Raw genomic sequence first — 20,871 nt, forward strand, 5'->3', positions numbered from 1 at the left:
CACTCACTCTGCCGGTACGGCGACTGGGGGAAGGGGACGGTCGGCGCTCTCGTCGTAAGGCGTCTCGGTCATCGGGGCTTCGTCGCGCAGGCGGCCGGCAAGGGTCTGCCAGACGTTGAAGAGCATGATCACGAAGCCGGACAGGTACAGCAGCCCGCCGAATGCGCGCATCAGGTACATCGGGTGCAGCGCCGCGACGGTGTCGACAAAGCTGTTCACCAGATATCCGTCCGCGCCGTATTCGCGCCACATTAGGCCCTGGGTCACGCCCGCGACCCACATGCTGGCGGCGTAGAACACGATCCCCAGTGTCGAGAGCCAGAAGTGCCAGTTGATCATGCGGAGCGAATACATCCGCTTGCGCTTCCACAGGCGCGGGATCAGGTAATAGAGGCAGGCAAAGGTAATCATTCCGTTCCATCCCAGCGCACCCGAATGCACGTGGCCAATGGTCCAGTCGGTGTAGTGCGACAGGCTGTTGACGGCCTTGATGCTCATCATCGGGCCTTCGAACGTGCTCATCCCGTAAAAGGCCAGCGCCATCACCATCATGCGAATGATGGGATCGGTGCGGATCTTGTCCCAGGCGCCGTTCAGCGTCATCAGGCCGTTGATCATGCCGCCCCAGCTGGGCATCCACAGGATCACCGAAAACACCATGCCGAGCGTCTGCGCCCAGTCGGGCAGGGCGGTGTAGTGAAGGTGGTGCGGACCTGCCCAGATGTACAGGAAGATCAGCGACCAGAAGTGGATGATCGACAGCCGGTAGCTGTAAACTGGGCGTTCGGCCTGCTTCGGCACGAAGTAATACATCATCGCGAGAAAGCCCGCGGTCAGGAAGAAACCGACCGCGTTATGCCCGTACCACCACTGGGTAAGCGCATCCTGCACCCCGGCAAACGCGCTGTAGCTGCGCGAGCCCAGCAGGCTGACCGGCATCGCCAGGTTGTTGACGACATGCAGCATCGCGACGGTGACGATGAACGCCAGGTAGAACCAGTTCGCGACATAGATATGCGGTTCGCGGCGTTTGACGATCGTGCCGACGAAAACCACGAGGTAGGAAACCCACACGATGGTCAGCCACAGGTCGACGTACCATTCGGGTTCGGCGTATTCCTTGGACTGGGTAACGCCGAGCAGATAGCCGGTAGCCGCCAGGACGATGAACAGCTGGTATCCCCAGAACACGAAACGGGCGAGGCCCGGGAACGCCAGCCGTGCGCGGCAGGTGCGCTGCACGACATAGAAGCTGGTCGCGATCAGCGCGTTGCCGCCGAATGCGAAGATGACCGCGCTGGTGTGCAGCGGGCGCAGGCGCCCGAAGTTGAACCAGGGTTCGATGTTGAGGGCCGGAAAGGCGAGTTGAAGGGCGATGTACAGCCCCGCAAGAAAGCCCGCGAGGCCCCAGAAAAGCGTCGCCAGCGCCCCCCAGCGGATGGGGTCGTCATCGTATCGCGATTCCCCTTCTGGCGGGGCGAGGATCGGAAATCTGGCGGTCGGATCGAACTGCGATGCCGATACCCAGATCATGACGAAGCCGACCAGGGCGATGATGGTGGCGTGGGCTGCAAATCCCGCATCGTGCGCCGCCACCGAGGCGGCAAGCGCAAGAAGCATTATCGCAAACCACAGGCCGACCCTTCCCAGGGCTGTTTCCGCTTTCATGTGAATCTCCGTCCGTTTGCGCCATGCCTAGGGTGCCGCGCAGGTCCCGACATTGATCCAGCGCAAATTTGAAAAACTTTCATTTCGCTTCGGTCAGGAAGCCGGCGCCCGCCCACAATCGTCCCGGATCGAGGATCCGTATCTGCGATCGTCCGATGGTTTCGATGACGTTGGTGTCGCGAAGGCGGGTTATCTGCCGGCTGACCGTCTCGATCGTAATGCCCAGACTGTCGGCGATATCGCGGCGGGACATCGGCAGCGGCACCAGGACCGAGGTTCCTTCGCGCGTACCCGCACGATCTGCCATCGTGACAAGAAAGCTGGCGACCCTTTCGGGCGCTGTCTTGCGGCCCAAGGTGATCGACTTTTCGCGGCATCGCGCCAGCGATACATTGGTTGTGACTAGCAGGTTGCGCATGATTTCAGCATCGCCGGCGGCCAGTTCCAGGACCTTGTCGAGCGACATGGCCAGCAAGGTCGCCGGGGTCAGGGCAACGAGGCTGTAGGCGTGCGTGGCCCTTGCTGGGACGCACACCAGATCGTCGGAAAAATGAAAAGCCACGATCTGCTCGCGCCCCTGGGAGGCATAGGCGACCAGCTTGGTCGCGCCTTGGGCAATGTAGACCAGCTGGTCGCAGCTTTCATCGAGACGAACGGGTTCCTCACGCTCGACCGCGATCCTGCGCGATGCCGCGGCAAGCTGCATACGCAGCGCGGCGTCCATTCCATCGGGCGCAATGCGGGCGGCGAATCGTTCGTTGATGTTGGATTTTGCCAGCATGGCTGACCAATGGGGGCAGCGGGTCGTGCAATCATTGACGTGGATCAATGCGGCACCGGGGGTCCTTCGCCATCTGGATGCGCACGCACTGCAAAATCCTTGGCTGCACCGGGTAGCCACTGCGGTGCAAGGATACGATTCATGAAGACCTGCATCGCTGCCGCACTGGCCGGCATCGCATTCATTGCCGCCCCCGCATCGGCCCAGGACGGACCGCTCCAGGTAAAGGTGCTCGGAACCGCGGTCCTGCCCGACGGCAAGATTACCGACGTGAACATCGATCTGGTCAATCTCCCGGTCGGCACCCAGACGACCGCCAACGACAATTTCGTGCCGACAGTGGCGATCGAATATTTCATCAGCGAAAACTTCTCGCTCGAAACGATCTGCTGCGTGACGCAGCACGATGTCGATGCCGTGGCGGGCCTTCCCGGCGCGGAACTGGTGTCCAACGCCCGCCTGATCCCCGCCACATTGACCGCGAAATTCCATTTCCCCGTCGCTGGCGTGAAGCCATATGTCGGTGCCGGGGCGACCTATTTCTGGTGGATCAGCGACAAACCCGGCGCGGCGACCATTCCGCTGGCCGTGACCGACACCGACCTTTCGGACGAATTCGGTTTCGTCCTCCAGGCTGGGATGGATGTCCCCTTGGGTGATAGCGGCTACGGCCTGACCTTCGATGCCAAGCGCTATTTCGTGGACACCACCGCGCGCTGGTATGCAGGCGATACGCTGGCGATCGAAACCGAACACAAGCTCGACCCATGGGTTCTGAGCGCAGGGGTTTCCTACCGGTTCTGACCGCGCATTCCGGATAGTGCACGACCCCCGGGCGCCCTGCGTTCGGGGGTCGCTTTGCTTGACCCCCGCCAACCAATCGTCTGAATGGCGGCAATGCAACTTTCGGGGTCGATCATTTGACAGTTTTTTCTGGCCGCAAACCGGTCCTCGCCCCGCTTTTCGCGGGGATCGCCATGTCTGCGACCCCGGCATGGGCGCAGGATGCTGAGGACACTCCGGCCGTAATTGTCGTTACCGGCGAAGGGCTGGAGGAAACACCGGCAGCGCCAGCCTATGCGACGCAGGAAATTCGCCGCGAACGTCTGGTCGCAGCGCCTTCGGGCCGGATCGAGGATGCCTTGGCAAGCGTGGCAGGTTTCCAGCAATTCCGCCGATCGGACAGCCGTTCGGCCAATCCGTCCGCGCAAGGCGCCACGCTGCGCGCGCTGGGCGGGAACGCAACCAGCCGCGCCATCGTGCTGCTCGACGGTGTGCCGATGTCCGATCCGTTCTTCGGCTATATTCCCTTCAGCGCCATCGCGCCGGAACGTCTTTCATCGGCACGGGTCACGCGCGGCGGCGGATCGGGCCCGTTTGGTGCCGGCGCGCTTGCCGGTACGATCGAACTGACCAGCGCGGACGCGGAAACGCTCGGCGCGTTCGGCGGGCAGCTGCTTGTCAACGACCGCGGCGAAACCGAAGCGAGTGCGACTGCGGCATCGCGGCTGGGTGACGGGTTCGGCGTGATTTCCGGCCGATGGGATCGGGGCCAGGGTTTCTGGACAACCCCGCTGGCCGACCGTGTGCCCGCCAGTGCCCGCGCCGCGTTCGACAGTTATTCCGTCCAGGTTCGCGGTGTTGCGCCCCTGACTGATTCGATCGAGTTGCAGGCTCGCGGGCTTGCCTATCGCGACGAACGCACGCTTCGTTTCGACGGCGCGGACAGCAGCATGGAAGGGCAGGATGCAAGCCTTCGCCTCGTCGGACGGGGCGAATGGCAGTTCGATGTGCTGGGCTATGTTCAGGCCCGCAATTTCACCAACCGCGTCATCAGTTCCACCCGCTTTGTCCCGGTGCTCGACCAGCGCAACACCCCGGCCACCGGTGTCGGCGGCAAGATCGAACTTCGTCCCCCCGTGGGCGATACGCACGTGCTTCGGATCGGCCTCGACTATCGCAAATCGGAAGGCGAATTGTTTGAAACCGCAATCAGCGCGTTCAGCGGTGCGGTGACGGCCCGCCGCAACGCGGGCGGGACGAACACCGATCTCGGGCTGTTCGTGGAAGACGATTTCACCCTTGGCGCACTGACGCTGACTGCCGGTGCGCGGCTCGATCGGTACACGATCCGGGACGGGTTCTACACCGAAGCCGACGGTACCGGTTCGCCGGTAATCGACGACCGATATACCAACCGGGCCGGTTGGGATGCCTCCTTCCGCGGGGGCGCGCTTGTCCGGCTGGGCGGGGGGCTCAGCCTGCGCGGGGCCGCATACAGCGGCCTGCGGCTTCCCACCCTGAACGAACTGTATCGGCCCTTTGTTGTCTTTCCGGTAACCACGCAGGCCAACGCCGCGCTGGAAAACGAACAGCTGGAAGGGTTTGAAGCGGGCATCGATTTCAAACCGGCTGAAACCATCGCCCTTTCGCTGACCGCTTTCGACAACCGCGTGAAGAACGCCATCGCGAACGTCACGATTGCCGCCAATTTGCGCGAACGGCAGAATATCGACGAAATCCGCGCGCGCGGTATCGAAGCCAACGCCGCGATGACGCTCGGCAAGGTCGCGTTCGACGGGTCGCTTGCCTTCACCGATGCCGAAGCGCGGGGGACGGGCTTTGCCGCCGCGCTGGACGGCAACCGCCCTTCGCAAACGCCCCGGTGGGTTGGCAGCGCGACGGTAAGTTATCGCCCGGCGGCTCGCTGGCTGCTTGCGGCGACGTTGCGCCATGTCGGCGCGCAGTTCGAAGACGATCTGGAAACCGATATCCTGCCTGCCGCGACGACGTTCGACGCCTATGCCCAGTTTCCGGTGACAGGGTCGCTTGCCCTGGTGCTGCGCGGCGAGAACCTGACCGACGAGAGGGTTTTTACCCGCAACCAGGGCGGTTCGATCGACCTTGGCGTGCCGCGTACCGTGTGGGCCGGGGTGAAGCTGGGGCTATAGACGCGCATCCCAGACGCTTGGGCGTGGACCAACCGCAAACCGCGGCTATAGTCCTGCACGAGGGGAGGGCGTGCACATGTCCCAGGACGATCCGAAAGTGGCTGCGGCCCGCGCCTATTGGCGCGCAAACATCCGGTTACTGATTGCGTTGATGTCCATCTGGTTTCTGGCCAGCTTCGGCGCGGGAATAGTGTTCCGCCCGTTCCTCGACCAGTACATGATCGGCGGCTTCCCGCTCGGTTTCTGGTTCGCGCAGCAAGGGTCGATCTATGTCTTCATCGGCCTGATCGCCTTTTACGCGTGGAAAATGCACCGCATCGAACGATCCTTCGAACTGGATGACGACGATGCCGCAGACGGTGAAGGCTGACGGACGATGGAAACGCAGACGCTGATCTACCTGTTCGTCGGGCTGAGCTTTGCCCTTTATATCGGCATTGCGATCTGGAGCCGGGCGGGATCGACATCCGAATTCTACGTGGCGGGCGGCGGGGTGAACCCCGTGGTCAACGGCATGGCAACCGCCGCCGACTGGATGAGTGCGGCCAGCTTCCTGTCGATGGCGGGCCTCATCGCCTTCATGGGCTATGACGGATCGGTCTACCTCATGGGCTGGACCGGCGGATATGTGATGCTGGCGCTGTTGCTAGCGCCCTATTTGCGAAAGTTCGGCCAGTTCACGGTGCCGGATTTCATCGGAACCCGGTATTATTCCAACGTTGCGCGCACCGTGGCGGTGGTGTGCCTGATCTTCATCAGTTTCACCTATATCGCGGGCCAGATGCGCGGCGTGGGCATCGTGTTCAGCCGCTTTCTGGAAGTGGACGTTTCCCTGGGCGTCATAATCGGCATGGGGATCGTGTTCTTCTATGCCGTGCTGGGCGGGATGAAGGGCATTACCTACACGCAGGTGGCGCAATATTGCGTGCTCATCTTCGCCTATCTGGTCCCGGCGATCTTCCTGTCCCTGCTGGCGACCGGCAATCCGGTCCCCCAGATCGGGCTTGGTTCACAGATGGTCGACGGTTCGGGTCTGAGCGTTCTTCAGAAGCTCGACAGTTCGCTCGTCGACATGGGCTTTACGGCCTATACTAGTGGCACCAAGTCGATGATCGACGTGTTCTGCATCACGGCGGCGCTGATGATCGGAACCGCCGGCCTGCCGCACGTGATCGTCCGGTTCTTCACGGTTCCCAAGGCGTCCGACGCGCGCAAATCGGCTGGTTGGGCGCTGGTGTTCATCGCGCTGCTTTACACGACGGCGCCGGCGGTTGCCGCCTTCGCCCGCATCAATTTCAACGAAAGCGTCACCGACACATCCTACGCCCAGGCACCTGCCTGGTTCAAAAACTGGGAAACCAACGGCCTGATCGCATGGCGGGACAAGAACGGCGACGGACAGATGCAATACGGCCCCGGCGATGCTTTCGTCGGAGCACCGGAATACACACCGGGAGGGACGGGAAATTCGGGCGAACGGCTGCTCGACAACGCAGGCACCGACAACGCGAACGAAGTTTATGTCGATCGCGACATCATGGTGCTGGCCAACCCGGAAATCGCCGCCCTGCCGGGATGGGTGATCGCGCTGGTTGCCGCAGGCGGGCTGGCGGCGGCGCTGTCGACAGCCGCGGGGTTGCTGTTGGTGATTTCGTCATCGGTAAGCCACGATCTTCTGAAATCCACCTTCCGGCCGCAAATCAGCGAGAAGGGTGAATTGCTGGCTGCCCGCCTGGCGGCAACGGCTGCCATCGTCGTGGCGGGGATACTCGGGATCTACCCGCCGGGATGGGTGGCACAGGTTGTGGCCTTCGCCTTCGGGCTGGCGGCGGCATCGCTGTTTCCGGCGATCTTCATGGGCATTTTTTCCAAACGTATGAACCGCGAAGGGGCGATTGCCGGAATGGTTTCGGGTCTCGCGTTCACATTCGTCTACATTGCCTATTTCAAGCTGTGGAACCCGGATGCGAACGTGGAAGCCAACTGGTTGATGGGTATTTCGCCCGAAGGGATCGGCGTGATCGGCATGCTGGTCAATTTCGCGGTGGCGATTGCCGTGGCGCGGGCAACCGCGCCGCCGCCTGGCGAAATAGACGCGCTGGTCGAAAAGATCCGCGTCCCGCGCGGGGCAGGTTCCGCCCAGCGGCACTGACGGGTGGCGGCGCGCGGCGCCTAGCGGCCCTTCCGCCCCTCGATCAGGCTGTCCACGACACTGGGATCGGCCAGCGTCGACGTGTCGCCCAGCGCACCGAATTCGTTTTCCGCAATCTTGCGCAGGATGCGGCGCATGATCTTGCCGCTGCGTGTCTTGGGCAGGGCAGGGGTGAAGTGCAGGTGGTCGGGCGTGGCGATGGGGCCGATTTCCTTGCGCACCCATTGCCGCAATTCCGATGTCAGTTCATCGCTCGGTTCCTCGCCCGAGTTGAGCGTGACGTAGCAGTAGATGCCCTGGCCCTTGATGTCGTGCGGATAGCCCACCACCGCGGCCTCGGAAACCTTGGGGTGCAGCACCAGCGCGCTTTCGACCTCTGCGGTTCCCATGCGGTGCCCGGATACGTTGATGACATCGTCGACCCGTCCGGTGATCCAGTAATAGCCATCGGCGTCACGGCGGCAGCCATCGCCGGTGAAATACTTGCCTTTGTAGGTGGTGAAATAGGTTTGCACGAACCGGTCATGGTCACCGTAAACGGTGCGTGCCTGGCCGGGCCAGCTGCGGGTGACGCACAGATTGCCCTCCGCTGCGCCATCCAGAACGGCGCCGTCATTGTCCACCAGTTGCGGGCAAACGCCAAAGAACGGGCGGCCTGCGCTGCCCGGTTTCATGTCGTGCGCGCCGGGCAGTGTGGTAATCATGCAACCGCCCGTTTCGGTCTGCCACCAGGTGTCGATCACGGGGACCGCGCCCTTGCCAACCGTGTCGTGATACCAGCGCCAGGCTTCGGGATTGATCGGCTCGCCCACGCTGCCCAGCAGGCGAAGGGTTGACAGATCGTGCTTGGTCACATGGCTTTCGCCTTCGCGCATCAGGGCGCGAATTGCGGTGGGTGCGGTGTAGAAGATGTTGACCTTGTGCTTTTCGCATACCGACCAGAAACGGTCATGGTCGGGGTAATTGGGCACGCCTTCGAACATCAGCGCCGTCGCACCGTTCAGCAGCGGGCCGTAAACGATATAGCTGTGGCCCGTGACCCAGCCGATGTCCGCGGTGCACCAGAAAACCTCGCCCTCGCGATAGTCGAAAATGTGGCGGAAGGTCGTTTCGGTCCACACGGCATAACCGCCCGTCGTGTGGAGCACGCCCTTGGGCTTGCCGGTCGATCCGCTGGTGTAGAGGATGAATAGCGGATCTTCGGCGTTCATCGGCTCGCAGGGGCAATCGGCAGCAACGCCTTGCGACAGGTCGTGGTACCAGTGATCGCGGCCCTGTTTCATGGCGACATCGCCACCCGTATGGCGCAGCACCAGGACCGCCTTCGCGGTGACCTTTTCCAGGGCGGCGTCGACATTGGCCTTGAGCGCGATCCGTTTGCCGCCGCGCAGTCCTTCGTCGGCAGTCACGATCCAGTCGCTCGCGCAGTCTTCCACCCGGCCGGCGATCGCATCGGGGCTGAAGCCGCCGAAAATCACCGAGTGGATTGCGCCAATGCGCGCGCAGGCAAGCATCGCGTAGGCGCCTTCGGGAACCATCGGCATGTATATCGTGACCCGGTCGCCCTTCTGCACGCCCATCTTGACCAGCGTGTTGGCCATCCGAACGACTTCACGCTGGAGTTCGGCGTAGGTGATGTGCCGCACGTCCCCGTCAGGATCGTCTGGTTCGAAAATGAGGGCCACGCGGTCCCCCTTTCCGGCTGCGACATGCCGGTCGACGACATTGTGGCAGATGTTGAGCGTGCCATCTTCGAACCAGCGGATGCTGACCGGATCGAAACTCCAGTCGGAAACGCGCGTCGGCTGTTCGAACCAGTCCAGCCGCCGCGCCTGTTCGGCCCAGAAGCCGTCCGGGTCTTCCAGGCTGCGGGCGTACTTCGCGTCATACTGGGCGGCCGTGCAATTGGTGCCCTGTTCGGCAGACGCCGGGCGGCGGACCCATTCCTGATCGTGCGCGGTATTCGTCATCGCCTGCTCCCGGTGCGTTTGGTTGTTGGATTGCAGAGAAAGCGGATTTGAACGCAAGTTTCAACTTGCGACATCATCGATCCGGCCAAAACGCTCTAACCTTCCCATGCGGGTCGCTCCCACGTGACAAGCTCCGCGATTTCTTTCGATTGGGGGCCGATCGTAATGGGATTGGCCACGCGCGGCAGGGCTGCAATCGAAAACAGTTCGGAAATCGCGCCATCGAAGCGCAGCCACTCGGCCACCTCGCCGGTTTCGAGCGAGATCACCTGTATGCCGCACCACGCGTCTGCGCCCCTGTCGGCCAGCGCCTGATCGAGAGTCAATCCTTCGAACCGCCCGTTGCGCGGTTTCGACAGCCCGACCACCGCGTAATCGCCGATGAAGGCGAGTCCGCGCAGGAAACCGGGCAGAAACGCCAGCGGCCGGAAATCGCCGCTCGAACGATCAATCCGGCCAAGTTCGCCCGTGCCGGAATTCAGCACCCACAGTTCCCCCCTGTGCCAGCGGGGCGAATGCGGCATCGACAGCCCATCGGCAACGATCCGATCGGATTCGACATCGATCACCAGTCCGCCGTCCTGGCGCATCGCACGCCAACCTTCGGCGGTGTCGGATCGGCCCACTGCCGTCACGTATTTCGGCCGACCGTCGACCATCGCGAGGCCGTTTAGATGGCACCGGTCCTCCGGTGCCAGACCGGATATGAAATCGGGCTTCCAGATAGGCCGGAAACTGTGCGTCAGGCTGGGTTCGCAAAGGCAGGAATAGCGCGTGTTGACTACGACCACGCCGCCCCCGTCACGGATACCAAGCTCGTGAAAGTCGATGTTCCCGAACGTCTGCATGTTGCGTGGGACGAACAGGCGATCATGCCGTTCATTCGCCATTTGACCCGGGCTCAGAACATTCTCCAGCCGGACCAATTGGGTCAGCGTGCCCAGATAGATGCGGTTCGCATCGCCGACCACGCCCATCGCTTGCGGGTAGAACGCTTCGTGCAGGGCCAGCTTTCCGTCCGGCGAATGGCCGGCAAGGTAAAGGCGTCCCGATTGGTACGAGGTGAAGGCGAACGAGGTGTTGGCAGCTTTCAGAAATGCGGCGAACCCGGCCGAAAAGTCGATGCCGACTTTCGGTGTATCGTTGTCGGCCTGATTGCCCGCGCGCGGCGCGTCGCTCTCCCTCATCGGGCAAGGCGTAGCGTGCGGATTGAGCGTGCGCCAGTCAGGCTGGGGTGTAGTCAGGCAAATTGCGTGAGCAGGCGCCCAGCCTCGTCGCCGTTTCGCGGCGCAAGTGCGGTAGCCCCGAGCAAGGGTGACAGCGTGACGCTGGCTCCCTGGGGCTACCGCCTGATGGCGACCGCAAATCCGTGATCAGTCGACGAAGTCGTCGACCCGCTCGACGATGATCGCCGGAGCCATGCCGCCGGCGGCGCACATGGTGACAAGACCATAGCGCTTGTTCTGCCGTTCCAGTTCATCGACGATCGTGCCGATCAGGATCGATCCGGTCGCGCCGATCGGGTGACCGAGCGCGATCGAACCGCCGTTGACGTTGACCTTGTCCCAATCGAGATCGAGATCCTTGACGAACTTGGCGGCGACCACGGCGAACGCCTCGTTGATTTCGTAAAGGTCGATATCGTCCTTGGTCATACCGGCCTTTTCCAGGACCTTCCTGGCCGCGGGGACAGGCGCGTTCAGCATCAAGGTGGGGTCATCGCCCATGTTCGCGGTTGCAACGATGCGCGCCCGCGGCTTGAGGCCGTGCTTCTGGGCGTATTCCTTGCTGGTGACCAACACCGCCGCGGCACCATCGACCACGCCCGAGCTGTTTCCGGCGTGGTGGAAATTCTTGATTTCCAGGTCCGGGTACTTCTTGTTCACGAGCTTGCGGAAAGTCGTTCCCGAAGCGTCCAGCGGCATGTCGGCGATCTTGGTGAAGGCCGGTTCCAGTTCGGCCAGGCCTTCACGCGTGGTTTGCGGGCGGGGATATTCATCGTGATCGAGGACGACGTTGCCCTCGTCATCGGTGACCGGAACGACAGACTTTTCAAAGCGGCCTTCCTTGATCGCTTCGGCTGCGCGCTGCTGGCTGCGGTAGCCGACCTCGTCCAGTTCTTCGCGGGTGAAACCGTCCATGCTGGCAATGGCATCGCCGCAGATGCCCTGGTGGCTCTGCGGATGCACCTGCTGCAAACGCTCGTTGTAGCTGCCCATCATCGGCGGCTTCAGTCCGGCGGCCATCTTGTCGCGGCTCATCTGTGCGGTCAGGCTCATCATTTCGGTGCCGCCGGCCACGACGCAGTCTTCCATGCCGCTCATCACCTGTGCCGCGGCAAGCGCAACGGAGGTGATGCCGCCGCCGCAGAAACGGTCGAGCGTGGTGCCGGATGAGGTGATGTCATAGCCAGCGTCGAGCGAAGCCATGCGGCCCATGTCACCGGCCTGCATTCCGTCCTGCGTGCTGACCGACCAGATCACATCGTCGACCGTCTTGGTATCGAGATGGTTGCGGTCCTTGATCGCCTTGAGGACGGTCGCGGCGAGATGCTGGGGGTGCATGTGCGCCAGCGCGCCCTTGCCCTGCTTCCCAATCCCGCGCGGGGTGCGGACTGCATCGATGATATATGCTTCGGCCATGGCGTGAACTCCTCTCAACTTGTCGATTCTTGCGGCAGTTGCCGGTTGACGTTTGCGTAAACGTGACGCAGCAAGGGCGCAAGACAAGTTTCGAAATGAAATGGGAGAGAGCCGGATGTCCGAAGAAGTCCTGACGAGCGAAGAAGACGGCATCCTTGTCGTCACGATCAACCGCCCCGAAGCCAAGAACGCGATGACCAAGGCGGCGGCGGAAGGGATCGCTGCGGCCATGGATCGCCTCGACAGCGACGACAATCTGCGCGTCGGCATCCTGACCGGGGCCGGCGGCACGTTCTGTTCGGGCATGGACCTCAAGGGCTTCCTGCGCGGCGAATCCCCCAGCATCGAAGGCCGCGGTTTCGGCGGGATCGTGCAGGCGCCGCCCAAGAAGCCGCTGATTGCCGCAGTCGAAGGGTATGCGCTGGCCGGCGGGCTGGAACTGATGATCGCCTGCGACCTGGTCGTGGCCAAGGACAGCGCGAAATTCGGCATTCCCGAAGTGAAGCGCGGCCTGGTGGCTGCCGCTGGCGGGGTGATGATGCTGCCCGACCAGATTCCCGAACGTGTCGCCATGGAACTGGCGCTGACCGGCGAATTCATCGATGCGGCCCGGGCATATCAGCTCGGCCTTATCAATCGCGTGACCGAAGGGTCGGCGCTTGACGGGGCAAAGGAACTGGCCGCCAGCATCGTGGCCAACGGCCCGTTCGCGGTGCGGGTGTCCAAGCAGATCGTGAAGGAATCGCGCGGCTGGCCGATGGACGAACGCTATACCCGTCAGGGCCAGCTGATCGCCCCGGTCTTCGTCAGCGAAGACGCGCGGGAAGGCGCGGCCGCCTTTGCCGAAAAGCGCAAGCCGAACTGGAAGGGCAAGTAACCCTCAGCGTCACGGCGACCTAGAACCAGATATCCGGAGAGGACCCCAGAAATGCCCGCAATCAACGTACCCCAGCCCGAGTTCATGAACGACGAGGAAATTTCGATTTTCGCCGATGCCGTGGGCAAGTTCTATCAACAGCACGCGCCCGAAAAGCGCGTGTTGAAATGGCGCGAGGACGGGCAGGTCGAACGCGAGTTCTGGAACGAGGCGGGCCAGGCTGGTCTTCTGGGCGTATCGGTACCGGAAGAATATGGCGGCCACGGCGGCGATTTCCGGCACGATATGGTGGTGATCGACCAGCAGGCCAAGCACAGCGTCGAAGGCTTTGCAGCGTCGCTGCACAACACCGTTATCCTTCCGTACCTGGTGCGCCACGGCACGGAAGAACAGAAGAAGAAGTACCTGCCCAAGCTGGTAACCGGCGAACTGGTTAGCGCGATTGCCATGACCGAACCGGGCGTCGGCTCGGATCTGCAGAGCATCACCACGACGGCGCTCAAGGATGGCAATGGCTACCGCATCAACGGTGCCAAGACCTACATTTCGAACGGTCAGACGGCCGATTTCATCATCATCGTCGCCAAGACCGACCCGAACGAGCGCGCCAAGGGCATCTCGCTGATGCTGCTCGAAACCGAAGGTGCCGAAGGGTTCCAGCGCGGCAAGAAGCTGGACAAGATCGGGCTGGATGCGGCTGACACCTCGGAACTGTTCTTCGACGATGTCTTCGTCCCGGCGGAAAATGTCCTCGGCGGCGTGGAAGGCAAGGGGTTCTACCAGCTGATGGGCGAACTGCCGCAGGAACGCCTGATCATCGCCATGGGCGCCATGACGGGGATCGAGAAGGCGCTCGAGACGACCCTCGATTTTGTCAAGAATCGCAAGGCGTTCGGTCAGACGATCTGGGATTTCCAGAACACCCAGTTCGTTCTTGCCGATCTTAACGCACGGGGAACCGCGGCTCGGGTGTTCGTCAACGATTGCATCGCCCGGCACCTGAAGGGCGAACTCGATGTCGCCACTGCCTGCATGGCCAAGTTCTGGGTCACCGAACTGCAGGGTGAAGTGGTCGACAAATGCCTGCAATTCCACGGCGGGGCAGGCTTCATCAACGATTATCCCATCGCGCGGATGTACCGCGACAGCCGTATCACCCGTATCTTCGGCGGCTCGAATGAAGTCATGAAAATGGTGATCGCGCGCTCGATGTAAGGCGAGAGTCCGGTGGATAGGCCGCGCGGGCGCTTGCGGGCGCGCCGCGCGGCCTTACACTTGCGTGGAATAATTCGAGGAAATCGATGACGGGTCTGCGCAAGCGTTTGCCGGAAACACGCCGGGGCATGGTGGTCGGCACCTACCTTGCCGCCGCGCTGGTATTCGGCGGGGGCGGTTCGCCCAGCGCAGCGGCCGAAATCATCGTCCAGCTGGTGTTTGCCCTGTGCGCGATTGCCTGGCTTTGGTGGGCACGCACCGCCGATGACCATCCGCCAAAAATCGCCAAGCCGCTGGTGTGGTTGGGGGCGATGATCATCGTTCTCCCGATCGTGCAGGTCATCCCGCTTCCCCCTGGTTTGTGGCAGGCGCTGCCAGGGCGCGGCCTCGCCAGCGATGCGCTGGCGGTTATCGGTGACCGGGACGGGTGGCGGCCCATGTCCGTCGCGCCTTACATGACCCTTGCTGCGATCCTCGCGATCGTCCCTGCGGTCGGCGCGATGCTGGCCGCGGCAACGCTTACGGGCCGCGACAGGCGTTTCGTCCTGTTGCTCGTGGCAATGGTCGGCATCGCTGGCGCGGCGCTGGGCGTGCTACAGATGGCCAGCGGACCCGGCGAATTCCGGCTCTACGAGGTCAGCCACGATGTCTGGCTTACCGCCTTTCATGCCAGCCGCAATTCGGCCGCCGATGCCTTGCTGATTGGGTCGCTGGCGTTGACCGCCTGGTTCGCATCGACGGCGGGCAGGCGCCCGGTGTTGCGAAGCGATGTCGGCATTGTCGCCGTGCTGCAAATCTTCCTGATCGTCGCCCTTGCGCTTACCGGGTCGCGCGCTGGCATCGCGCTGCTTCCGCTCGTGCTGCTGGTGCAGTACGCGATGCTTCGCAGCACGGGGGTTGCCCGTCAGCTTTCCAACGGTCTTGCTGCGGCTGGGGCACTTGCAGCGCTTGTGGCCGGTGCCGCGGTGATGTTCTCGGGCAATTCGCGGCTCGACAGCGTGTTGGCGCGGTTCGACGCCAGCCGCGATTCGCGCGTTGACCTGTGGCAGGATACGCTGACGGCGATCGGCCAGTACTGGCCGTGGGGTAGCGGTGTCGGCACCTTCACGCGTACATTCCTTCCAGTGGAACGCGTCGAGACACTCGACGATCTTTTCCCGAACCGCGCGCACAACGATTACCTGGAATTCCTGCTCGAAGCGGGGGCTCTGGCGCCGCTTATTTTGCTGGCGGGGCTGGGGTGCCTTGCGTGGCTGGCGCGGCGCGCGTGGAACGCGCATCGGGCAGACCGTCCCGCCGTGCTCTTCGCGCTTGGAACATTCATGGTGATAGGCCTGCATTCCTTCGTTGATTACCCGCTCCGGAACATGGCAATAGCAAGCCTCGCAGGGGTCGCGGCCGGCCTACTTGGCGCAATCGCGCTGAACGCTTCGGGTCGCCAGGAAATGGACGCGCTAGAATGACGGATCGCCGGTCCATGCCACGACGCATGATTGCAGCTTTTGCTGCCGCGGCAGCGCTTGCGCTCGGGGGATGCGAATCAGGTGCGGATCCGATCGTACCGTCCGGCGATGCCGGTTACGCCGCCATCGCGGTCGACAGGTCAGCCGCCGCACCGCAGCGTTACGCGCTCGCTCCCGGGGACATAGTATCCGTTCGCGTTTACGACGAAGCTGAACTGAGCGTCGATGAAATCGCGCTCGACAACGCGGGCGTCGTCAGTCTGCCGCTGATCGGCGACGTGCGCGCGGCAGGGCGCACCGCAACCGAACTCGCGCAAACGATCGAAGCGGCCTACGCGGCCGATTACGTTCGCGATCCGCGGGTGTCGGTGCTGGTCAAGAAAACGCAAGTGCGGACCATCGCGGTCGAAGGCGAAGTCGAACTGCCCGGTGTGTACCCCTATACCGATGGGCAGACCCTGCTCACCGCGCTGGCCCTTGCGCGAAGCCCGACGGAAAAGGCGAAGCTGGACGAGGTGATGATTTTCCGCACGGTCGGGGACGAGCGCATGGCCGGGCGCTTCGATGCGCAGGCCATTCGCGGCGGGCGTATGCCCGATGTCGCATTGCTGCCGGGTGACACGGTTGTCGTCGGCTTCTCCAGTGCGCGGGGCATCTTCCTCGACGCCGTTCGCGCCTTGCCCGTGATCGGCATTTTCCGGCCGTGGCCATGAACGCAGAAACCCACCTTTCCGCGCCGCAACCGGCGCCGCAGGGCAGCCGTTATCAGGCGGCCTATCTTGCCGCGGGCGAAAACCCGATCAGCGCCAACGTGCGCCATGCCATCGCCGCCATTCGGCGCCATTTCTGGATGGCGATTGCCATTGTGGGCGCGGTGTTGGTGCTGGCGCTCATTTCGACGTTGCTCGACACGCCGCGCTACACCGCCAAGACCAGCGTCCAGATCAACGATCAGAGCGACGAGGTGCTCGGCAGCGAGTTCGAGACGGGCAATGTTTCGCCGCCATCCGATTGGGACATCGACCGGTTTCTCAACACCCAGCTCGATATCCTGCGCAGCCGCGGGCTCGCCGAGCGCGTGGCCGACCGGCTCGACCTGTCCGGCAGCGAACGCTTCTTCTCCGCCATGGAAGTGCCGACTTCGGCGCTGAGCGGCGATCAGGCCAAGGATCGCGCCCTCGCGGTCGAACTGCTGCGTGACAACCTCCAGATCGAACTGCCCCGTTCGACTCGCATTGCCGAAGTCAGCTTTACCGGCACCGATCCCGGGATGGCGGCAAATGTCGTGAACGCCTTTGCCGAGGAGTTCATTCAGGCCAATCTGCAACGGCGGTTCGACAGCACATCCTACGCGCGCGATTTCGTGGAAGAACAGCTGGAAGAGGCGCGTGTCGACCTCGAACAGTCCGAACGCGACCTCAACGATTACGCGAAGAGCGTTGGCCTGATCCGCACCCGCGACGTGCTTTCGCCGGACGGGCGCGACACGCTGGCCGGTACGGTGACAACCTCCAGCCTCATCCAGTTGAACGATGCGGCCATTCAGGCGCGTGCCAACCGCATCGCCGCGCAATCGCGCTGGCAGGCGATCCAGGCAACGCCGCTGCTGTCGTCGCAGGCCGTTCTGGCCAATCCGACCGTGCAGGCCCTGATGACGCGCCGTGCCGAAATCGACAGTGAATTACAGGTCGCGCGCGAACGCTATCTCGGCAAGCATCCGGCGATCGACCGGCTGGAGGGCGATCTGGCCGCGGTAAGCCGCCAGTTGCAGACCACCGCATCGCAGGTCCGCGAATCCATTCGCGCCGAATACCGTGCGGCCCAATCGGCGGAAACCCAGCTCGACGGGCAGGTTTCACAGGCACGCGGCAATTCGCTTGCCGAACAAGACCAGTCGGTGCGTTACAACGTGCTTGCGCGGCAGGCCGATACGGCGCGATCGATCTATGACGGGTTGCTCCAGCGGTATCGCGAACTGAACGCGTCCGCCGGCATCTCCTCGAGCAACATCGCGATCATCGACCGGGCCGAAGCGCCGACCACGCCATCGTCGCCCAATGTGCCGCGCAACCTTGCGCTCGGCCTCCTACTGGGCCTCGGGCTTGCGGGCGTTGCGGTGTTCATGCGCGACCAGTTGGACGATGTGATCCACACGCCGGAAGACGTCGAAGACAAGCTCGATCTTGCGTTGCTGGGCGTGGTGCCAAGGGCCGAAGAGGGCACCCCCCTGGAGGCACTGGACAACCCGAAATCGCCCATCGCCGAAGCCTACAATTCGATGCGCGGCGCGCTTTTGTATTCCACACCGCAGGGCCTGCCCAAGGTCATCGTGGTCACCAGCGCGCAGGCCCACGAAGGCAAGAGCACCACCAGCTTTGCCATTGCGTCGGGATTTGCGCGGATCGGGATGAAGCCGCTGCTGATCGACGCCGATCTGCGGCGGCCGGCGCTGGACAAGCTTCTCGGCATCCGGGCGGAACGCGGCCTGACCGACCTTCTGGTATCGCAAGCGGATCCGGCCAGTTCCATCCTGACGATCAAGGATCACGGCTTCGATCTGCTGCCTACCGGCCCCCTTCCGCCGAGCCCATCCGAATTGCTCAGCTCGCCGCGAATGGCGCAGTTGCTGGAAATGTTCGCGGAAAGCCACGATGTCGTGATCGTCGACAGCCCTCCGGTCCTCGGCCTAGCCGACGCGCCGATGCTTGCAGCCATTGCCGATGGTACGGTGTTCGTCGTCGAAGCCGAGCGGGGCCGTAGCGGATCGCTCAAGGCAGCGCTGCGACGGCTGCGTTCGATGAAGCCGGTGCTGCTGGGTGCCGTGCTGGCGAAGTTCGATCCCACCCGGTCGGGCAATCGATATTCGGCGTATTACGGGTACGATTACTACCAGTACGCCACTGGCGACGTGCGTCACGAGGCATGAGCGTGACGGGCGCGCGGATTGGCGCCACGACCGCCATAATCCTGTTCGCAATCCTGGCGATGATTTCCGGCTTCGACCGGATGACCGAGACACGCCAGGCGTTCGAACGGTTCGTTCCTTCCGCTTTCCAGGTCGGCGCAGCCAAGCGGCACGCCGCGCGCGCGTTGGGCGAAGGCGATCTGGAGGAAGCGATCGCGCTATCGCGCGTGGCGGTTGCCCGCGATCCGATGGACGCCCGCGGGCTCGCCTTTCTAGGGGCCGCGGCAGAATTGTCGGGCGATCGCGCGCAGGCAGCGCGGGCGTTCGGAGTGTCGTCGCAGCTTGGACACCGCAACCCGCTGACCCAGATCTATCTGTTTTCCGAGGATCTGGCGCGGGGCAATTTCGATGCCGCGGCATCGCGTGTCGACGCCCTGCTGCGCGCTGGCGATGCAGCGGGCGTCACGCAAACCTATTTGGCCATGCTGGAAGCCAGCCCCGAAGGACGGCGCGCACTTGCTTCGCGGCTCGGCAGCAGTCCGCAATGGGCGAACGCCTATCTGTCGGCCGCGGGTGCGGATGCCGCCCAGCTTCGCACGCGCGCTGATTTTCTGGCCCGCGACGATGCCGATATTGGGGTGCTGGGGTGCGAGGCGACCATGCCCATGATCCTGGAGCTGGCGCGCGGCAATTTCCGCGCGGAGGCGGACGGGGTCGCGCGTCGCCATTGCCCCCAAGCGGTTCCGTCCGGTGTTATCGCCGATAACGAATTCGAACAGTTCGGTGATGACGGGTCGGTATCGATCGGATGGCGCCGTTATCGCACGGGCGACGTGCGGGTTACCCGGCTTTCCGGTGACGAAGCCCGGATCGAGCTGGAGAACCGTTCCAGCGTGACGAAGCTGGTCCTGTCCCAGCCGGTCGCGCTTGAAACGGGCCGTTATCGGGTTGCCGCCAAGGTTGACGGGCCGGGGGGGCAGCGATTGATTGCCGCCCTCAATTGCACTACGCCGTCGCGTCCGCAGGCGTTACGAGAGCGGATCGACCAGGGCGGGCAGGCGCTTGACGCGCCGACGTGTTCGGACGCCATCCTGAGCCTGTGGCTCAGGCCGGGGGCTGGGCGGGTCGTGGTCGATCGCATCGACCTGGAACCTGTCACCCGCTGAGCAGGGCGGAATAGAACGCTTCCCATTTTCCGGCGATTGCCGGGCGACCGAACGGCCCGGCGGCAAGTGCGCGCGCCGCGACAGCCATCGCCATCCATTCGTTTTCCCCAAGCGAAAAACCCTGCTCCAGCGCCGTGGCAATCTCGTCCGCGCTGGTGCGGCATCGTATCGCGGCCCCGGCTTCAAAACCGATCGGGACGTGGCAGTGATCGGACATGATCGTGGGCCTTCCGGCGGCCCACGCGTCCAGCACCGCCATGGGCAATCCCTCGCTCAGCGATGGCAGGATCAGGAACCGCGACACATCGAAAAGTGCCGCCTTTTGCGAGCCGAAGGCCGTGCCGACGAACTGGATAGAGGTGTCCGCGCCGCCCATGGCGTGTTCCAGCATTTCGATCCCGGCATCATCGCCCCATCCCGCGATGGTCAAGGTCGCATCGTGGGGGAGGTTGGGCCGCGCCTTGGCCCATGCGGAAACGAGTGCCGCGATGTTTTTCTTCGCGTGAATGCGCCCGAGGTAGAGCGCGTTTGCCGGTGGCATTGCATCGGGCGCTGCGCTGGGGTTTGGCGCCGGGTTCGCAATTGTCGCAATGTGCGCACCGCCCGTTTCATGCACGATATCGTGTGCCTCCGCCTCGGTAAGGGCATGAAAGGCAGTGGCCGAGCGCCAGCTGCGGCGTTCCCAGATCGTGCGGGCGAGGGTCTTCTTCCACGCGTTGCGTCCGGTGATCCAGGGGTCCAGCATCCCATGCGGACTGATAACGAGCGGCCGGCCCGTACGCCGTGCCCAGCCATCGGCGGCGTGACTGGGAAATTGCCAGATGCCATGAAGGTGCAGCAGGTCGAGCTTCGCACGATCGAGCGTGGCGCCAAGTTGCGGCGCATAGCCAAGCTGGGCAGGGCCTTTACCCTGAGCCAGCAGGATTTCTGCTTCACCCAACCGCCAGCGGTCGTCGGCATGGGCCGGGTCGTCTATCGCGATGATGACCGGCGTAGCGCCCAGATCGCGCAGCAGCGCAGCCTGAGCGGCGACGGCTTCGAAAACCCCCCCGTTCGCCCGGCTGGCCCAGGCCGACAGCAA

General features: G+C 63.4%; 16 protein-coding genes. 10 read left to right on the plus strand and 6 right to left on the minus strand.

Going from position 1 to position 20,871, the window contains the following annotated elements; translation table 11 throughout:
* Positions 1-3: 3 nt before the first annotated feature.
* Together ccoN and VR863_RS02230 are read right to left on the minus strand one after the other, a co-directional pair.
* Positions 4-1,668, minus strand: a complete 1,665-nt coding sequence (gene ccoN, locus VR863_RS02225; protein ID WP_324826797.1) for a cytochrome-c oxidase, cbb3-type subunit I — start codon at positions 1,666-1,668, stop codon at positions 4-6.
* Positions 1,669-1,747: 79 nt separating this feature from the next.
* On the minus strand, positions 1,748-2,449 hold the full coding sequence (locus VR863_RS02230; protein ID WP_324826798.1) for a helix-turn-helix domain-containing protein: 702 nt from the start codon (positions 2,447-2,449) through the stop codon (positions 1,748-1,750).
* A 141-nt stretch (positions 2,450-2,590) separates the two neighbouring features.
* Here VR863_RS02230 and VR863_RS02235 point away from each other — a divergent pair, with 141 nt between their 5' ends.
* The 4 genes from VR863_RS02235 (at position 2,591) to VR863_RS02250 (ending at position 7,552) form a co-directional block, all read left to right on the plus strand.
* The gene (locus VR863_RS02235) at positions 2,591-3,253 is read left to right on the plus strand and encodes an OmpW/AlkL family protein (RefSeq protein WP_324826799.1); all 663 of its coding nucleotides are present in this window, start codon (positions 2,591-2,593) and stop codon (positions 3,251-3,253) included.
* 173 nt (positions 3,254-3,426) lie between these two features.
* Positions 3,427-5,400 carry a TonB-dependent receptor gene (locus tag VR863_RS02240; RefSeq protein ID WP_324826800.1) on the plus strand — a complete coding sequence of 658 codons (1,974 nt, stop codon included), beginning with the start codon at positions 3,427-3,429 and terminating at the stop codon, positions 5,398-5,400.
* Positions 5,401-5,476: 76 nt separating this feature from the next.
* The gene (locus tag VR863_RS02245) at positions 5,477-5,770 is read left to right on the plus strand and encodes a DUF4212 domain-containing protein (RefSeq protein ID WP_324826801.1); all 294 of its coding nucleotides are present in this window, start codon (positions 5,477-5,479) and stop codon (positions 5,768-5,770) included.
* Between the two features lie 6 nt (positions 5,771-5,776).
* Complete coding sequence (locus VR863_RS02250) at positions 5,777-7,552, plus strand: sodium:solute symporter family protein (protein WP_324826802.1); 1,776 nt, start codon at positions 5,777-5,779, stop codon at positions 7,550-7,552.
* Positions 7,553-7,572: 20 nt separating this feature from the next.
* On the opposite strand, the gene acs is transcribed toward VR863_RS02250, so the two are convergent.
* From acs to VR863_RS02265, 3 genes are all read right to left on the minus strand, one after another.
* Positions 7,573-9,522, minus strand: coding sequence for an acetate--CoA ligase (acs, locus tag VR863_RS02255; RefSeq protein WP_324826803.1), 1,950 nt, complete (start codon positions 9,520-9,522; stop codon positions 7,573-7,575).
* Positions 9,523-9,617: 95 nt separating this feature from the next.
* A complete protein-coding gene (locus VR863_RS02260; RefSeq protein WP_324826804.1) occupies positions 9,618-10,709 on the minus strand; it encodes a TIGR03032 family protein in 1,092 nt (363 codons plus the stop codon).
* A 186-nt stretch (positions 10,710-10,895) separates the two neighbouring features.
* On the minus strand, positions 10,896-12,164 hold the full coding sequence (locus VR863_RS02265; RefSeq protein ID WP_324826805.1) for an acetyl-CoA C-acetyltransferase: 1,269 nt from the start codon (positions 12,162-12,164) through the stop codon (positions 10,896-10,898).
* Between the two features lie 115 nt (positions 12,165-12,279).
* On the opposite strand from VR863_RS02265, the gene VR863_RS02270 reads away from it, so the two are divergent.
* From VR863_RS02270 to VR863_RS02295, 6 genes are all read left to right on the plus strand, one after another.
* Entirely contained in the window at positions 12,280-13,041 is a 762-nt protein-coding gene (locus VR863_RS02270) for a crotonase/enoyl-CoA hydratase family protein (RefSeq protein ID WP_324826806.1), read from the plus strand.
* Between the two features lie 51 nt (positions 13,042-13,092).
* The gene (locus VR863_RS02275) at positions 13,093-14,256 is read left to right on the plus strand and encodes an acyl-CoA dehydrogenase family protein (protein ID WP_324826807.1); all 1,164 of its coding nucleotides are present in this window, start codon (positions 13,093-13,095) and stop codon (positions 14,254-14,256) included.
* A gap of 86 nt (positions 14,257-14,342) precedes the next feature.
* Entirely contained in the window at positions 14,343-15,719 is a 1,377-nt protein-coding gene (locus tag VR863_RS02280; RefSeq protein WP_324826808.1) for an O-antigen ligase family protein, read from the plus strand.
* 26 nt (positions 15,720-15,745) lie between these two features.
* The gene (locus VR863_RS02285) at positions 15,746-16,432 is read left to right on the plus strand and encodes a polysaccharide biosynthesis/export family protein (RefSeq protein WP_324826809.1); all 687 of its coding nucleotides are present in this window, start codon (positions 15,746-15,748) and stop codon (positions 16,430-16,432) included.
* Positions 16,429-18,645, plus strand: a complete 2,217-nt coding sequence (locus VR863_RS02290; RefSeq protein ID WP_324826810.1) for a GumC family protein — start codon at positions 16,429-16,431, stop codon at positions 18,643-18,645. Before VR863_RS02285 ends, VR863_RS02290 begins: the two co-directional genes overlap by 4 nt.
* Complete coding sequence (locus VR863_RS02295; RefSeq protein WP_324826811.1) at positions 18,642-19,790, plus strand: hypothetical protein; 1,149 nt, start codon at positions 18,642-18,644, stop codon at positions 19,788-19,790. Before VR863_RS02290 ends, VR863_RS02295 begins: the two co-directional genes overlap by 4 nt.
* Here VR863_RS02295 and VR863_RS02300 read toward each other — a convergent pair.
* Positions 19,780-20,871, minus strand: coding sequence for a glycosyltransferase (locus tag VR863_RS02300; RefSeq protein ID WP_324826812.1), 1,092 nt, complete (start codon positions 20,869-20,871; stop codon positions 19,780-19,782). The two genes, VR863_RS02295 and VR863_RS02300, sit on opposite strands and share 11 nt — an antisense overlap.

The sequence above is a fragment of the Qipengyuania zhejiangensis genome, assembly GCF_035607565.1.
Lineage (GTDB): Bacteria > Pseudomonadota > Alphaproteobacteria > Sphingomonadales > Sphingomonadaceae > Qipengyuania > Qipengyuania zhejiangensis.

Bases quoted from the DNA above. Each gene is read 5' to 3' on its own strand.
- ccoN (WP_324826797.1), bottom strand. From the start codon at position 1,668: ATGAAAGCGGAAACAGCCCTGGGAAGGGTCGGCCTGTGGTTTGCGATA.
- VR863_RS02230 (WP_324826798.1), bottom strand. From the start codon at position 2,449: ATGCTGGCAAAATCCAACATCAACGAACGATTCGCCGCCCGCATTGCG.
- VR863_RS02235 (WP_324826799.1), top strand. From the start codon at position 2,591: ATGAAGACCTGCATCGCTGCCGCACTGGCCGGCATCGCATTCATTGCC.
- VR863_RS02240 (WP_324826800.1), top strand. From the start codon at position 3,427: ATGTCTGCGACCCCGGCATGGGCGCAGGATGCTGAGGACACTCCGGCC.
- VR863_RS02245 (WP_324826801.1), top strand. From the start codon at position 5,477: ATGTCCCAGGACGATCCGAAAGTGGCTGCGGCCCGCGCCTATTGGCGC.
- VR863_RS02250 (WP_324826802.1), top strand. From the start codon at position 5,777: ATGGAAACGCAGACGCTGATCTACCTGTTCGTCGGGCTGAGCTTTGCC.
- acs (WP_324826803.1), bottom strand. From the start codon at position 9,522: ATGACGAATACCGCGCACGATCAGGAATGGGTCCGCCGCCCGGCGTCT.
- VR863_RS02260 (WP_324826804.1), bottom strand. From the start codon at position 10,709: ATGAGGGAGAGCGACGCGCCGCGCGCGGGCAATCAGGCCGACAACGAT.
- VR863_RS02265 (WP_324826805.1), bottom strand. From the start codon at position 12,164: ATGGCCGAAGCATATATCATCGATGCAGTCCGCACCCCGCGCGGGATT.
- VR863_RS02270 (WP_324826806.1), top strand. From the start codon at position 12,280: ATGTCCGAAGAAGTCCTGACGAGCGAAGAAGACGGCATCCTTGTCGTC.
- VR863_RS02275 (WP_324826807.1), top strand. From the start codon at position 13,093: ATGCCCGCAATCAACGTACCCCAGCCCGAGTTCATGAACGACGAGGAA.
- VR863_RS02280 (WP_324826808.1), top strand. From the start codon at position 14,343: ATGACGGGTCTGCGCAAGCGTTTGCCGGAAACACGCCGGGGCATGGTG.
- VR863_RS02285 (WP_324826809.1), top strand. From the start codon at position 15,746: ATGATTGCAGCTTTTGCTGCCGCGGCAGCGCTTGCGCTCGGGGGATGC.
- VR863_RS02290 (WP_324826810.1), top strand. From the start codon at position 16,429: ATGAACGCAGAAACCCACCTTTCCGCGCCGCAACCGGCGCCGCAGGGC.
- VR863_RS02295 (WP_324826811.1), top strand. From the start codon at position 18,642: ATGAGCGTGACGGGCGCGCGGATTGGCGCCACGACCGCCATAATCCTG.